General features: G+C 44.1%; 17 protein-coding genes. 9 read left to right on the top strand and 8 right to left on the bottom strand.

Annotated elements, in window-relative coordinates:
- Positions 1 to 7 precede the first annotated feature (7 nt).
- Together NDI35_RS10135 and NDI35_RS10130 are read right to left on the bottom strand one after the other, a co-directional pair.
- On the bottom strand, positions 8 to 541 hold the full coding sequence (locus tag NDI35_RS10135; RefSeq protein ID WP_445312627.1) for a hypothetical protein: 534 nt from the start codon (positions 539 to 541) through the stop codon (positions 8 to 10).
- A 33-nt stretch (positions 542 to 574) separates the two neighbouring features.
- Complete coding sequence (locus NDI35_RS10130; RefSeq protein WP_445312626.1) at positions 575 to 1,078, bottom strand: hypothetical protein; 504 nt, start codon at positions 1,076 to 1,078, stop codon at positions 575 to 577.
- Positions 1,079 to 1,297: 219 nt separating this feature from the next.
- Between NDI35_RS10130 and NDI35_RS10125 the strand changes: the two genes are divergently transcribed.
- The 3 genes from NDI35_RS10125 to NDI35_RS10115 all read left to right on the top strand — a co-directional run bounded on the left by NDI35_RS10125 (position 1,298) and on the right by NDI35_RS10115 (position 3,522).
- The gene (locus NDI35_RS10125) at positions 1,298 to 2,734 is read left to right on the top strand and encodes a helix-turn-helix domain-containing protein (protein WP_445312625.1); all 1,437 of its coding nucleotides are present in this window, start codon (positions 1,298 to 1,300) and stop codon (positions 2,732 to 2,734) included.
- 100 nt (positions 2,735 to 2,834) lie between these two features.
- A complete protein-coding gene (locus tag NDI35_RS10120) occupies positions 2,835 to 3,134 on the top strand; it encodes a type II toxin-antitoxin system HigB family toxin (protein WP_333095288.1) in 300 nt (99 codons plus the stop codon).
- Complete coding sequence (locus NDI35_RS10115) at positions 3,118 to 3,522, top strand: helix-turn-helix domain-containing protein (RefSeq protein ID WP_445312624.1); 405 nt, start codon at positions 3,118 to 3,120, stop codon at positions 3,520 to 3,522. The genes NDI35_RS10120 and NDI35_RS10115 overlap by 17 nt, the downstream gene beginning before the upstream one ends.
- A gap of 288 nt (positions 3,523 to 3,810) precedes the next feature.
- Here NDI35_RS10115 and NDI35_RS10110 read toward each other — a convergent pair whose 3' ends face one another.
- Positions 3,811 to 4,203 carry a XisI protein gene (locus NDI35_RS10110; RefSeq protein WP_445312623.1) on the bottom strand — a complete coding sequence of 131 codons (393 nt, stop codon included), beginning with the start codon at positions 4,201 to 4,203 and terminating at the stop codon, positions 3,811 to 3,813.
- Entirely contained in the window at positions 4,188 to 4,607 is a 420-nt protein-coding gene (locus tag NDI35_RS10105) for an element excision factor XisH family protein (protein ID WP_445312622.1), read from the bottom strand. Before NDI35_RS10105 ends, NDI35_RS10110 begins: the two co-directional genes overlap by 16 nt.
- Before the next feature lie 85 nt (positions 4,608 to 4,692).
- On the opposite strand from NDI35_RS10105, the gene trpC reads away from it, so the two are divergent.
- From trpC to NDI35_RS10090, 3 genes are all read left to right on the top strand, one after another.
- A complete protein-coding gene (gene trpC, locus NDI35_RS10100) occupies positions 4,693 to 5,592 on the top strand; it encodes an indole-3-glycerol phosphate synthase TrpC (protein WP_445312761.1) in 900 nt (299 codons plus the stop codon).
- Positions 5,593 to 5,942: 350 nt separating this feature from the next.
- Entirely contained in the window at positions 5,943 to 6,188 is a 246-nt protein-coding gene (locus NDI35_RS10095) for a DUF5340 domain-containing protein (protein ID WP_333055069.1), read from the top strand.
- Positions 6,189 to 6,271: 83 nt separating this feature from the next.
- Entirely contained in the window at positions 6,272 to 7,429 is a 1,158-nt protein-coding gene (locus NDI35_RS10090) for a pyridoxal-phosphate-dependent aminotransferase family protein (RefSeq protein WP_445312621.1), read from the top strand.
- Between the two features lie 55 nt (positions 7,430 to 7,484).
- On the opposite strand, the gene NDI35_RS10085 is transcribed toward NDI35_RS10090, so the two are convergent.
- The 3 genes from NDI35_RS10085 to nblR all read right to left on the bottom strand — a co-directional run bounded on the left by NDI35_RS10085 (position 7,485) and on the right by nblR (position 9,842).
- Entirely contained in the window at positions 7,485 to 7,700 is a 216-nt protein-coding gene (locus NDI35_RS10085; RefSeq protein WP_333069463.1) for a DUF2949 domain-containing protein, read from the bottom strand.
- Between the two features lie 820 nt (positions 7,701 to 8,520).
- Positions 8,521 to 9,036, bottom strand: a complete 516-nt coding sequence (locus tag NDI35_RS10080; RefSeq protein ID WP_445312620.1) for a DUF192 domain-containing protein — start codon at positions 9,034 to 9,036, stop codon at positions 8,521 to 8,523.
- A gap of 110 nt (positions 9,037 to 9,146) precedes the next feature.
- Positions 9,147 to 9,842 carry a response regulator transcription factor NblR gene (gene nblR / locus NDI35_RS10075; RefSeq protein ID WP_445312619.1) on the bottom strand — a complete coding sequence of 232 codons (696 nt, stop codon included), beginning with the start codon at positions 9,840 to 9,842 and terminating at the stop codon, positions 9,147 to 9,149.
- A gap of 243 nt (positions 9,843 to 10,085) precedes the next feature.
- Between nblR and rbsK the strand changes: the two genes are divergently transcribed.
- Positions 10,086 to 11,006, top strand: coding sequence for a ribokinase (gene rbsK / locus NDI35_RS10070; RefSeq protein ID WP_445312618.1), 921 nt, complete (start codon positions 10,086 to 10,088; stop codon positions 11,004 to 11,006).
- 132 nt (positions 11,007 to 11,138) lie between these two features.
- Here rbsK and NDI35_RS10065 read toward each other — a convergent pair whose 3' ends face one another.
- Positions 11,139 to 11,453: a TRADD-N-associated membrane domain-containing protein gene (locus NDI35_RS10065; protein WP_333082373.1), complete on the bottom strand. Its 315-nt coding sequence runs from the start codon at positions 11,451 to 11,453 to the stop codon at positions 11,139 to 11,141.
- Positions 11,454 to 11,704: 251 nt separating this feature from the next.
- Between NDI35_RS10065 and NDI35_RS10060 the strand changes: the two genes are divergently transcribed.
- Positions 11,705 to 12,871: an nSTAND1 domain-containing NTPase gene (locus tag NDI35_RS10060; RefSeq protein WP_333449123.1), complete on the top strand. Its 1,167-nt coding sequence runs from the start codon at positions 11,705 to 11,707 to the stop codon at positions 12,869 to 12,871.
- Between the two features lie 14 nt (positions 12,872 to 12,885).
- Positions 12,886 to 13,050: a hypothetical protein gene (locus NDI35_RS10055; RefSeq protein ID WP_445312617.1), complete on the top strand. Its 165-nt coding sequence runs from the start codon at positions 12,886 to 12,888 to the stop codon at positions 13,048 to 13,050.
- Positions 13,051 to 13,114 lie beyond the last annotated feature (64 nt).

Raw genomic sequence — 13,114 nt, 5'->3', positions numbered from 1 at the left:
TAAAAGACTATTGGAGTTGAGCTGCTTCCACTATAGCCTTGACCATATTAATAGCTTCCCTGATAGGTATTTGACCAGTTTCAACAGCCCTCATTAAATCCTGAGCCTCTTTAGGGCTAATTAGATTAAGCCTAACTGGTTCTTTCAAGGAAACAATAAATTTTGTCTTGTCACTCTCTCCAAGCTTAGATGCTCTTTCTTTTGCTTCAACCTCTCTTTGCTGTTCTTTTAGCTGTTGGAGCATTTCTGCTTTTTTCCCTTCGTTGAAAGTGCCATCAAAGAAGATCCTCTTTGCTCCAACGAGAGCTGCTGCACCTAATGCTGCACCGCCAACAACCAATCCTACTGGGGGTGCAACCGCTATTAGCCCAAACAATATGGATGTACCGCCGAAAGCCGCAACAGCAGCACCAGCAGCACCAGCACCTACCACACCAATCCCAATATCAGCTAAAATTCCTAGCTTATCATGAGGATTTTTTTCCAATTGCTCGATCGCTTTAAGGATTTGCTCCTTAGTTAGGGTTTTATTTCCTGACATATTAAGCCTTGTGATTTTTTCAAATTTTCTTATTTAAGCAGTGATAACGTTGCGAAAAACTGAATTGAAAACATCAATCAGTAGTTGAAAAAACAATTGGGCGATTTGAATAAAGTCTTGTGTTACTCCAACTATGCCATCTACTTGACGGTAGCCTTGATCTAGTCTATGTCCAGCGATCGCACCAACAGTTATACCTAGCACTGCTGCCAATGGCGCTAACACCGGGCCTATAATTGGTACTGAACTTGCCAATAGCCCCACAGCAGCTCCTAGAGCAATGCCCGTAGCTAAATGAGGATGTGCCTTGACAAACTCGATAATTTTGATCAGAACAATTTTCCCTACTGCCAAAACTTTGTTACCAGCTTTTTTTGTGTAGCTAGCTAACTCGTGCAATCTGATAGTGACTTCGTGGGGCAAGCCGCTATCATTTAACCAGACATACAACTCGCTACTACTCATTGAATCGGCATCTACTTGCCAGAGAGCCATTTTTAAGTTTGCTTGTGGGAGGGATAATGGTTGTGCAGTCATTTTTTTCCTATGGGAAAGCTATAATAGTGCCTCTTAAATATGATTGTGGCTATAAAATCTCAGTCTTGTCCAGTCGGAAAAAGTCGGATCAAGTAGGCACTTTAATATCATTTGCCATTTACCCACGCCAGAAAAAGCTGGACAACTCGATCGGGTCGGGTCGGAAAAAGTCGGATCGAGTAGGATATAATAGGCAAAACCCCAGCATTAACCCGACCTATGGACGTTCAAGAAGTCTTAAAACTTGCCGACGACCTAGTTTTTATCAATACGGGAAAACACTTAGACAATCTGCAAGAGGTGATACTGCGGGGAACTTTACAAGGTCAGAAATACTCAAAAATAGCAGATGAATTTCACTGTAGTGAAGGTCACATTAAAGATATTGCCTCTGCATTATGGAAGCTACTATCAGAAGTATTAGGCGAAGAAGTCAATAAATCAAATTTTAGAGTCAGATTGGAACAAGTAAAATTCTCAAATCTCTGGAACTTCAATAAACATATTGTACAAATTGGGGAAGTCAACTTCTGTGAAAATAATTCACAGTCCCCAAAAGTCCCCAATTCACCAACGGATGAAGAACCTCTAAACAAAGGCAACAGTGAATCAAAATTGCGTCAATTCTTAGCTGAAATGCCTAAGTGTGGCATTTTCTACGATCGCACATCCGAACTCACCACCCTCAAACAGTGGATTCTACAAGAAAACACCCGCCTACTCGCCATACTAGGCATAGTCGGCATTGGCAAAACCGCACTCGTCGCACAACTTGTCCAACAAATCAAAGATGAATTTGATTTCGTCATCTGGCGAAGTCTCGCCACATCTCCACCCCTGTCCATACTTCAAACCAATATAATTCAATTCTTCTGTAGGGGCGGCGCCCCCGTTCCCGCCCCAAATGCCGATGGCGTGGTTGTTTCAGAGAATGGGGCAACCACGGGGGGATTGCCCCTACTGAACTACTTGCAAAAATACCGCTGTCTGCTGATACTCGATGACGTACAAATGATAAACAGCAGCGGACAACTCGCTGGTAATTACAAACCTCGATATGAAGATTACGGCACACTCTTCAGACAGGTAGGAGAATTATGTCACAACAGTTGCTTAATCCTGATAGGTTCGGAAAAACCCAGAGAAATCGCCGCATTAGAAGGCGAAAATCAGCCAATTCGCTCATTACAACTTAATGGTTTAGGTGCGGCAGGGGGGGAAATTATCAGAGAAAAAGGTTTAGCTGAACATCAAAAATGGTCAGAACTAATTGAACAATACAGAGGCAATCCCTTGTGGTTAAAAATAGTTGCAACAATGATTCAAGATTTATTTAACGGCAGCATATATGAATTTTTGTCTGAGGAGAAACTATTTTTAGGTGATTTAGAATTATTACTGGATAAGCCATTTAATCGCTTATCCGAGTCAGAAAAACAGGTAATGTCATGGCTAGCGAGTGAAACCGCGCCAGTTTCCATCTCAAAAGTGCCAGAGAATCTGCAATTATCTCGATCGCAATTTTTGAAAGTGATGCAATCTTTGGGACGGCGTTCATTAGTTGAAAAAATCCCGGAGGGCGATCGCACATTTTTTACCCTTTGCCCGATACTAAAAGAGTATGTCAAAACTAACTATTCCCGCCCAAACATATAAAAAGAAGCCCGATCGCCCTTTGAGTAAAATTGGGGTTTTAGCCGTTCGCACTTAAATTTGATAGAATTAGGTATCTGCAAAACATCTGACCGATCGCTCAATGCACGTTATCAGTCGCAAAAAATTAAGAGACTACTGCCAAAATCATGCTGATTCCTGCGAAGCCCTCGATGATTGGTACAAGATTGCTAGTCAAGCCAACTGGACTAAACTTATTGATGTTCAAACTATTTATCCTCAAGCTGAAGCAGTAGGAAATTTTACAATTTTCAATATCAAAGGAAATAAATATCGCTTAATCGTAAGTCTTAACTATCAAAAGCAGATTGTTTATATCAAGTACATTTTGACTCATGCAGAATATGACAAAGACAACTGGAAAAATGACCCTTACTTTTGACTCCGACAGGTACAGCAGCCTGCTATCTCAATATCAACCTCGAATTATCAAAAATGAAGCGGAAAACGAGACTTTTTTAGAAATAGTTGAAAACTTGCTCTCTCGGAAAAATCTAACTCCCGAAGAAGATACTCTGTTAGAACTTTTAGTCAAACTAATTGAGGATTATGAAGAAAATCACTATCAACTGAATGCTTCAACTCCCCACTCAAGACTTCTTCATTTGATGGATGCTAGAAGTTTAGAAATAGCAGATTTAGGAGAAATTATTGGCACAATTGAGACGGTAACTGAAATCGTTAACGGTCAGCTAGAAATTAGCAAAAAACAAGCTGAGGCTTTGGGAAAATTCTTTCATGTAAATCCGGGTTTGTTTCTGTTTGATTAATGGTAATAGAAACTTCTATAATAGACCTCTTGCAAAATAATTTTGTGCTATTATGGAAAGTTTAGGCAATTTTATAATCTAGCAGGCTGGGCAAGTTTAAGGAGATGCCAATCAACCCAATAATTCAAAGTTTGACCTAAACTTGAGCAAACCTTTAAGGATAACACATATTTTTTTTGCAAGAGGTCTAATAATAATAGATTGAAAGTTGTTACGATCGCCCTTTATTCCCCTATCATGCTGCAAATCCGCCGTCGTCCCCCCAGCACATCAGTCTCCGTACTCTACTTAGGCCGATCGCACCGCAGCAGATTCAGCAACAATTTCTTCATCTTTGTCCCTCAAACCAGTTCCAAATTCAGTATATTGTCGCACTTGAGGATGCCTAAAACCGAGTACAATATCTTCTTTAGGAACACCTGCCGCCAGTAAATCAGTCGCCACTCCTTCTTCGGTATCATCATATTGAATCCAGATTTTATCGCCGATTAAATTGATGTGGATTGGTGTGGCGTGAAGGTATTTGTCGCCATTCCAACCAATATCCAAGACTAAGTAGCTTCCTCGTTCATCATCAAAGAGAACTTGGGAATTATATCCGTCAGGTATGGCAGCGCGGTAGTTGGCGTGCTCTTGCAGTATGGTTTTGATAATTTCTTGGTATCTTAATCGGGTATCCATTGAACTATCGCCTCACTTTTATCATCAAAAACCATCAGTTTGACAATCTGATTTTTTAATAACACTTGTCCTAATTCTATGGTAAATACGCTATTAAAAGTAGGTTGAGAAATTGCCAAATATAGGCTTCTATCGCTCCGCATTTCATTAAGCACTTGGCGGTAAAGAACGTACTGCCCCAAAGCCTGCTCCAAATCTTTTACATCCGATCGTCCCACAAAACTCTTGACCTCAACAACAATTTTTTGGGTTCCTTTTTCGGCATTAATTAGACGCTCTGCACCCAGGTCAGCAGATAAACGCTTGCGACCAATTTGCAGGGGAAATGGATCGTGAGTAATTATCCAACCATCCTTTTGTAAGGCACGCTTAACTGTATCGTGATAAATATCTTTAGCTGGCACGCATTAGCTCTCAGGCTAGGAGGATTTACTGTAACCATTATATAATACGTTGAAACTTGTTACGATCGCCCTTTATCCCCTTATCATGCTTCAAATCCGCCGTCGTCCCCCCAGCACATCCGTCTCCGTCCTCTACCTCAGCTACCAAATCGCCGTACCCGACGCCGAACCCCAGCACATCCTCGAAGAAATCGTCTGGCAAAAAGAAGTAGAAGTGGCCCAAAAGCGCGATCGCACCCCCTTAGCCGATCTTCACAAAAAACTCCCCTTCGCACCGCCCATCCGCGACTTTCTTGCCGCCCTTAAAAACGGCAAAACCACACCCGCTATCATCGCCGAAGTTAAAAAAGCTTCTCCCAGCAAAGGCGTAATTCGTGAAGATTTCGACCCAGTGGCGATCGCCCTAGCTTACCAACAAAACGGCGCCAGTTGCATCTCCGTACTCACCGATGAAAAGTTCTTTCAAGGCAGTTTCGACAACCTCGCTAAAATCCGTGCCGCTGTCGATTTACCCTTACTTTGCAAAGAATTTATCATCTATCCCTACCAAATCTATCTCGCCCGGATTCACGGCGCCGATGCTGTATTGTTAATCGCAGCCATTCTGTCAGATAAAGACTTACAATACTTTGTGAAAATTGTCAAGACTTTGGGGATGACAGCTTTAATCGAAGTTCACACTCTCGAAGAACTCGATCGAGTATTAACCCTAGAAGGCGTCAACCTAATCGGCATCAACAACCGCAACCTAGAAGACTTTTTCGTCAGCCTAGAAACTACCAGTCAACTATTAGCCGATAGACAAACCGAAATCCAAGCAAAAGGCATCCTCATCGTCAGCGAGTCAGGAATCCACACTCCCGACGACCTAGCTAAACTTGCCAGCGCCGGAGCCGAAGCCGTTCTCATCGGCGAATCTCTGGTCAAGCAGCCCGATCCGGGTGCTGCTTTAGCCTCGCTAGCCGATCGCCCTCCCAGCCTGTGAAAGGCGAGACCGCTTGACAAACCACCCTTAATTCTGATAAAAAATGATTAAGTAGGTAAATAATGAGAATTTCTAGCCTGCATCGACTCAAGCGCTACTGTAAAAAAGAAATAGCACTGAAAGCTATATTGCATAGAAATATTTTGCCAGAAAGCAATTAAATCTATTCTGTAAGCCTGTCGATCGCAAGATTTAGCGTGTCCAACGCACCCAGCCCCGAATATTCGATCGGCAAAGCAGGGGTTATTGTACGGTTAGAAAACAAATAAAAAATCGGGCATCTAATGTTCACCTGTGATGCCTCATGCAATTGCAATGGGGTGTCGGTTCGCTGAGGTATATTAGCTTTCATGGAGCCAATCCCCCTTCCTTCGTACATTCATTATGAATTGCTACTTCAATTGTTAGAGCGCAAAACGATGTTTGCTGTCAGTCCACAATCGCCGCAGCAGCAACAAGTTCACCAGCTTATTATTACACTGCGTAAAGCCCTTGCCATTCAAAAGCAATTAGAACAAAGCTGCGAGCGATCGAACTTAGCGGTAGAACATCGCTGGGCTCTAAATGAAATTAACCACAAGGGAGTTAAAAGTTAAAAAACTTAGAGTATCGACGCGACGTGACGTATCGTATTTGATTTATTCTATAGAACTCCCACAGAAAAACTTAGGACAATATCATGGACAACAAATTAATGCTGATGATTCCCGGCCCGACGCCGGTACCTGAAGCGGCCTTGTTAGCGATGGCAAAACACCCGATGGGCCACCGCAGCAAGGAATTTGACGCGATTTTTGCAGAATGTACCGAAAACTTGAAATGGCTGCACCAAACAAAAAGTGACGTGCTGAGTTTAACGGTTTCCGGTACCGGCGCGATGGAAGCTGGGATAATTAATTTCTTGAGTGCCGGCGATCGAGTTTTAGTCGGATGCAACGGCAAATTTGGTGAACGTTGGGCCGAAGTCGCCGAAGCTTACGGTTTAAACGCCGAAATTATTAAAGCCGAGTGGGGCCAACCTTTAGACCCCGAAAACTTCCGCGAAAAACTCGAAGCAGATACAGAGAAGCAAATCAAAGCTGTCATCCTCACCCACTCTGAAACCTCCACCGGCGTCCTCAACGACCTCGAAACCATCAACCGCCACGTTAAAGCCCACGGTGAAGCTTTAATTATGGTCGATGCGGTCACTAGCTTAGGCGCTGTCAATATTCCGATGGACGCTTGGGGCATCGATGTCATTGCTTCAGGTTCTCAGAAAGCTTACATGATTCCTCCAGGTTTGGGTTTTGTGGCCGTCAGTCCCAAAGCTTGGGAAGCTTACAAAACTGCTAAACTGCCCCGCTATTATTTGGATTTGGGCAAATATAGCAAAGACGCTGCCAAAAATACCACTCCTTTTACTCCCCCTGTCAATATGTTTTTTGCCCTGCAAGCATCGCTGCAGATGATGAAAACAGAAGGCTTGGAAAATGTTTTCGCGCGACACCAACGGTTAATGACAACTACTCGGGCTGCTGTAAAAGCTTTAGGTTTGCCGTTGTTTGCTGCTGACGATGCCGCCAGCCCTGCGATTACCTCGGTTATGCCGCCAGCATCCGTAGATGCTCAAAAAGTGCGGACTTTGATGAGAAAGAGATTTGACATTGCTCTCGCCGACGGACAAGACCATTTGAAAGGTAAAATCTTCCGAATCGGTCATTTGGGCTTTGTGGCCGATCGCGATATTCTAGCAGCAATTTCCTCTTTAGAAGTCGTGTTGCGAGAATTGGGTCATGAAGGCTACACTCCTGGTGCCGGCGTTGCTGCTGCTGCCAAATTCTTGGCTGAATCCTAATCTCAGTTGTTAAAGGATTTTAGATTTTTGATACTCTCTAAAATCTAAAATCCTTTTAATATGCTTCGGATAACCAATCAAAGATTTTATCCAACTGTTCGAGAGTGACTAAACCGTATTGCCACAGAACCATCGGCAAGGAATTCGGGTCTTTATCACGCTGGCGCTGTTTGTCACCGCCACGACGTTCGGCGACAGCAATTGACGCGGGAGAAATTGCCAAATCTTCTTGTAAAAATCGAATTAATCGAGTGTATTTAGCGGGTGCCATGTGATTTCACCTCTAAGTATAGGACACCATTTTCTGATGTGAACCTGATGTTTTTGATGAGTAATAAGCCAGTTTTAAATTTGTCTTGTTACCGTCGATAGGTTTTAAAACGCTATTAGCGGTTGAACTGCCAAACGTAATGCTGAGTGCGACTGTAAAGCTAACCTTTCCCAAAAAGTGAAAGGTTATGCAATTTGGCTGATGTCTGCCCGATCGACTGGTGAGCCCGATCGAACCTAAACTGAATACCTCGGCATCTTTGCAGCGCGAATCAGAATAAATTCTGCTACCTAAAACTACTAAACCAAGTTCAGAGTTTAACTTCATCTGCCGAAATGCAGAATCCGCAAATCTACTTCGGCAAAATTAGTTAGATATTTCGATCAAACCCGAAACTGCTACCAGAAGTTAAGTTGGCCAATTACCGCCAATTAACTTGGCTCGTAGCATATTACTTTAGATAGGTTTAGTAGATTTAGCTCGATCGCCAGAACTTCCAGAGAATTTCTTTTCGTGTTGCTACACCTTGAGGCTGAGTATCGTCTCTCAGGATTGGTAACGAGTCGCTGACTCGTCTCATACCTGCGACCAATAATCTACAGCTTCCGGAAACAAGCTCAAGTCCTGACTGACTGAGATTGACATCCTAGCAAATCTTTCGGTGTTTGTACTGAATCTTACATTAATATCTTAACAAATTTAATCAATTTTTGTAAAGTTTCTAAATTTTCTCCGGTATTCCGAAGGTAGGGGGCTCTCTGGGCGATGGGAACCGAGGGATGGTGTCTTTTTGCAGGTTTTACTGAAAGAGTCCGAAGTTTTACTGGAAAAACTCGATTTCAATACGATCGCCCACTTTGACACCGAGTTCAGCAGCTCGCCCGCCCCGGAGTTCAATAACTCGATCGACAACAGTATCGGGCCCGTAGGTAGGACAAGGATCTTCAGTACAAGGAGGTGCAGAAACTTCGATCGCCTCAACTACCCCATCTCGCAGAAAAATCATATCCAGAGAAATCTTGCAATTTTTCATCCAAAAATTGACCCGCCGCGCCTGTTTAAAATCAAACAGCATTCCTCTGTCATCCGGCAAAGAAGTTCTGTACATTAAACCCATAGCCTGTTGTTCCGGTGTTTTCGCGACTTCGAGTTCGATTGGGCGATCGCCTATCCGAGCTCTAGCAGAAACAGGCAGCACTTGACCCGATGTTGTCGCCGTCGGAGACTGATCCGCCAAAATACCAGTAGCACCAGCATTCGCGATCGGTAAAGTCGGCGAACATCCCAGCAAAAATATACTTACTCCAATACCGAGCAAATTAGTTAAATAACTCATAATGATTTTAGATTGTTGACTGTTGACTGTTGACTGTTGACTGTTGACTGCGTTGAGTGATGACAACTGTCAACAGACAACTGACTAATGACTGATGACTAATGACTGCTTCAAGCTTCGCGCATCACATAGCCAACACCGCGCACCGTCTGAATCAAGCGCTTTTCGCCCTCATCTTCAATCTTGAGGCGCAGATAGCGGATGTAAACCTCAATTACATTCGACTCGCCCAGAAAGTCGTAACCCCAAACATTTTCCAGAATTTGTTCCCGAGTCAAAACCTCGCGGGGATGTTCCATCAAATACTTTAGCAGCTCAAATTCCTTCATCGTCAGGTCGATCGCCCGTCCGTTGCGTAGGGCCCGCCTAGATGCCAAATCCAAAACTAAATCGCCAAACCTCAATTGTTCGTTGCTGCTGTTATCCGGCTGCAAATACAAGCGCACCAACTGCAAAAACTCCTCAGTGCGGTAAGGTTTGAGAAAATAATCATCCGCCCCAGCTTCCAGACAAGCTACGCGATCGTCAACTGTATCACGACCGACCAATAGCAGCACCGGCGCCCGATTGCCAATACTTCTGAGGTGAGAACACAGTGACAGCCCCGACTCAGCGCCAAGTATCCGGTCAATTACAATCAAAGCAGGCTGCAATTCATGAGCTAAATTTTGGCCGGTGGCGGTGTTAGAAGCTACTACCGGTTCATAGCCGGAGGATTTTAAGTCGAGACTCAAGTGTCCGGCGAGAACTTCGTCTGTTTCAACTAGCAGGACACAGGGATTGCGATCGAGAGTAATTGCAGCCATTGAATTGACCTGTGAAGACCATAACTGTTCTAGCACGTCTTAAGGAAGAGAGGGAGAGGGGGAGAGAGGGAGAAGGGGAAAGTGGGAGAATGGGAGAATTACCAATTACCAATTAAGCTATTTGGCATTTAAATTGAAGCTTGCTCGCCCCGGACTATCCTGCCCGCCCCACAAGAGTTTAAGTAAAAAGTAGCTTACAAATTAAATGCGCTACAGCTTACCAATTACCAAATTGAATAATTTATGACGATCATCGTATTCGGCAGTATCAACATCGACCTAGCAGCCAAAACTCCCCGGTTGCCACAGCCAGGGGAAACTATCATCGGTAGCAATTTTATCACAGCCGGCGGTGGCAAAGGAGCAAATCAAGCCGTCGCCGCCGCCCGTCTCGGCACTTCTACCAACATCATCGGTCGCGTCGGCACCGATAAATTTGCTGAAGAATTATTGACAAATTTACAATCTTATGGGGTAAATACAGACAATGTATTAATAGACCAAAACACTCATTCAGGAGTGGCAATTATCGCTGTAGACGAGACAGGTCAAAATAATATTATTGTGATTCCGGGCGCGAATAACAATGTCGGTGAAGCAGATATAGAACGTCTCAAAAAAGTGTTAACAGCAGCTACATCTTTGCTGTTACAGTTAGAAATTCCCCTGGAAGTTGTCCAAAAAGCTGCGAAAGCTGCTCGTCAAGCGGGGGTGCGAGTTATTCTCGATCCAGCACCGGCTAGGGCGGATTTGCCACTGGAACTTTATCCGCTAATTGACATTATCACGCCGAATGAAGTGGAAGCCAGCCAGTTAGTCGGTTTTCGGGTGAATGACAGGGAAACAGCGATTGTAGCTGCCAAACACTTGCAGGAGCGTGGTGTCAAGATTGTTATTGTTAAATTGGGCGATCGCGGGGCTGTTGCTGTTACTGCGGATGAAACCTTTTTTGTACCGGCTTTTGCTGTGGAGGCGATCGACACTGTGGCTGCTGGCGATGCTTTTAACGGCGGGTTGGCCTCTGCATTAGATGCCGGTCTGTCCTTGCCGGAAGCGGTACGGTGGGGCGCAGCAGCGGGCGCTCTGTGCACAACTAAAGTGGGTGCTCAAGGTGCTATGCCCGATCGGGCAACCTTTGATAAATTTTTGCAGAATTTAACTTGAATTTGTCAGGTGCGCGTTAGTTGAATTTGTAGGGTGCGGAATGCGCGCCCTACTTTGACTTGTAAACCGCGTATTAGTGGAATTGGTAATTTGTCAGGTGCGGAAGGCGCACCCTACTTTAACGATTTTTATTTAATCGTCGTCTTTGAATTCTTTGGCTAGGCGATCGAGTCTGTCGTTCGTTTCTTTTGTAAACTTGAGTAACCTACCGCTGACAATATTTAATGTTAATCCGCCAGCGGTGGCAACTGAGCCTTCTGTGACTTTTCCAGAAAACAACAGTACGATGACTAAAATACTCATAAAGGCGTTTACTATTTTTAACCCAATAGTCACGTTAAAACTAAATTTAGCTTGACGCAAACGTTCTTGAATGACATCTCGCTCCATTTCTGGGTAATCATCAGAACGGAATGGTGGGTTGGAAGTGGACTTATTAAGAAGCATTTCATTTCTTTAAACTGTACACTGTCTATCTTCCACCTACTGAAACAGCTTTGGGACGATTCTGAAGACGATAGGCAGGAACTTTGTAGATTTTGAGTAATTAACTTTGCCATCTCAGTTCCAGCTAGCTTTTCAGCTTGGGAGGCTGAGATCCGAGCAAACTTGGTTTACTGGCTTAAGTTCATATAAACTATTACTATCTTCCTTAAGTTCGGGAATATCGTCACCCGAACGTTAAACTTCGCCAATTTATGAATTCACGGACGCAGCAGCGCGATCGCGGTGTGATACTGACACCCACAGGAAAGCAGAAACTTCAGGCTGAGATAGATCGGTTGGGTATCACCAGCGAAAGATACGCCGTCGGTAAAATCCATGAAAAAATTCAACTTGAGCTCAACGGCGAAACGTTACATCCTGATACAGTCAGGAAGATAGTGCGGGGTCAGGGAGTCGAAAAAAGCTCTCTTGAACTTGTTTTTAGGGCGCTTCGGCTAAAACTGGAGGAGGTTGACTGTGATTTGGCTCCTAAAAATCAACTGCAAAATGCAGAAGATAGCGAAACTTCCTCGTTTGTAACTGGCACTCCCATCACCCATCCGCGCTACTTTTTTGGGCGGAAGAAGGAACTAAAACGCCTATTCGACTTACTGAAACGCCGTCCCCTGCAAAATGCTGTCATTATCGGCAAGAGCGGCAGTGGCAAGACTTCTTTGCTGGAATACTTGAAAAATATTACCACCACCCCAACAGCACAGTTGCGTCCCGGTCAAAAATCTGACTGGTTGCCCTCTCCAGAAAACTATCGCTGGATTTTCGTAGATTTTCAAGATCCGCGACGGCAGAGTCGGGAAGGGTTGCTGCGCTACATTTTAGAATGCCTAAAAATGTCAGTTCCCAGCCCTTGCGACTTAGAGGGATTTATGGATGTGGTTAGCAGTAATTTACTTCAGCCTACAGTCATCTTATTTGATGAAATTGGTGTAGGTTTACAGCGCTGTCCCGAATTAGATGATGAGTTTTGGGAGAGTTTGCACTCTTTGAGAACATACCAAACCAATGGGAATTTAGGGTTTGTCTTGGCAACTCCAGTATCGCTGATCGAATTAGCGCGTAGCACCGGACATAGTTTGCCTTTTTTCAATATCTTTCGATATAATACCACAACTCTCGGAGCTATGACTGAAGCTGAAGCGCGCGAGTTGATAGCCAGTTCGCCCATGCCTTTTCCGGCTGAGGATGTCGAGTGGATTTTGACTCAAAGTAAATGCTGGCCTCTGCTGCTGCAAATCCTTTGTCGAGAACGATTATTTAGTTTGGAAGATGAGGAAATGGGGGATGACTGGCAGGAAGAAGGGTTAAAACAGATGCAGTCCTTCGATAATTTATTTAATCCTTTCTTTGATATAGTTTTCTAGCGATCGTTATATTTATGAAACTACTCAAAATTAAGTACGTAAAGCAATTTGATCGCAAGCCCTGCAATCAAGCAGATGCAGCAGGATTAGCTATTTTGCAGTTTTTGGCAGCACGAGGAGAAGGGGCAACGGGTGCATCTCACTTTGGCACATACATCAAATTGAAAGTTGACCGTTGAGATAAGCACAGCGAAGAGCCAGGATAGAGGAAACGTTCTCAATATTCCATTGCGCTCCCGATAG

Source organism: Microcoleus vaginatus FACHB-2002 (assembly GCF_040004035.1).
Lineage (GTDB): Bacteria > Cyanobacteriota > Cyanobacteriia > Cyanobacteriales > Microcoleaceae > Microcoleus > Microcoleus vaginatus_C.
The sequence above is the reverse complement of the archived record's forward strand: the minus strand, read 5'-3'. Positions and strand labels throughout refer to the sequence as shown.

Coding starts and splice junctions, on each gene's coding strand:
- NDI35_RS10135 (WP_445312627.1), bottom strand. CDS start 541: ATGTCAGGAAATAAAACCCTAACTAAGGAGCAAATCCTTAAAGCGATC.
- NDI35_RS10130 (WP_445312626.1), bottom strand. CDS start 1,078: ATGACTGCACAACCATTATCCCTCCCACAAGCAAACTTAAAAATGGCT.
- NDI35_RS10125 (WP_445312625.1), top strand. CDS start 1,298: ATGGACGTTCAAGAAGTCTTAAAACTTGCCGACGACCTAGTTTTTATC.
- NDI35_RS10120 (WP_333095288.1), top strand. CDS start 2,835: ATGCACGTTATCAGTCGCAAAAAATTAAGAGACTACTGCCAAAATCAT.
- NDI35_RS10115 (WP_445312624.1), top strand. CDS start 3,118: ATGACCCTTACTTTTGACTCCGACAGGTACAGCAGCCTGCTATCTCAA.
- NDI35_RS10110 (WP_445312623.1), bottom strand. CDS start 4,203: ATGGATACCCGATTAAGATACCAAGAAATTATCAAAACCATACTGCAA.
- trpC (WP_445312761.1), top strand. CDS start 4,693: ATGCTTCAAATCCGCCGTCGTCCCCCCAGCACATCCGTCTCCGTCCTC.
- NDI35_RS10095 (WP_333055069.1), top strand. CDS start 5,943: ATGGAGCCAATCCCCCTTCCTTCGTACATTCATTATGAATTGCTACTT.
- NDI35_RS10090 (WP_445312621.1), top strand. CDS start 6,272: ATGGACAACAAATTAATGCTGATGATTCCCGGCCCGACGCCGGTACCT.
- NDI35_RS10085 (WP_333069463.1), bottom strand. CDS start 7,700: ATGGCACCCGCTAAATACACTCGATTAATTCGATTTTTACAAGAAGAT.
- NDI35_RS10080 (WP_445312620.1), bottom strand. CDS start 9,036: ATGAGTTATTTAACTAATTTGCTCGGTATTGGAGTAAGTATATTTTTG.
- nblR (WP_445312619.1), bottom strand. CDS start 9,842: ATGGCTGCAATTACTCTCGATCGCAATCCCTGTGTCCTGCTAGTTGAA.
- rbsK (WP_445312618.1), top strand. CDS start 10,086: ATGACGATCATCGTATTCGGCAGTATCAACATCGACCTAGCAGCCAAA.
- NDI35_RS10065 (WP_333082373.1), bottom strand. CDS start 11,453: ATGCTTCTTAATAAGTCCACTTCCAACCCACCATTCCGTTCTGATGAT.
- NDI35_RS10060 (WP_333449123.1), top strand. CDS start 11,705: ATGAATTCACGGACGCAGCAGCGCGATCGCGGTGTGATACTGACACCC.
- NDI35_RS10055 (WP_445312617.1), top strand. CDS start 12,886: ATGAAACTACTCAAAATTAAGTACGTAAAGCAATTTGATCGCAAGCCC.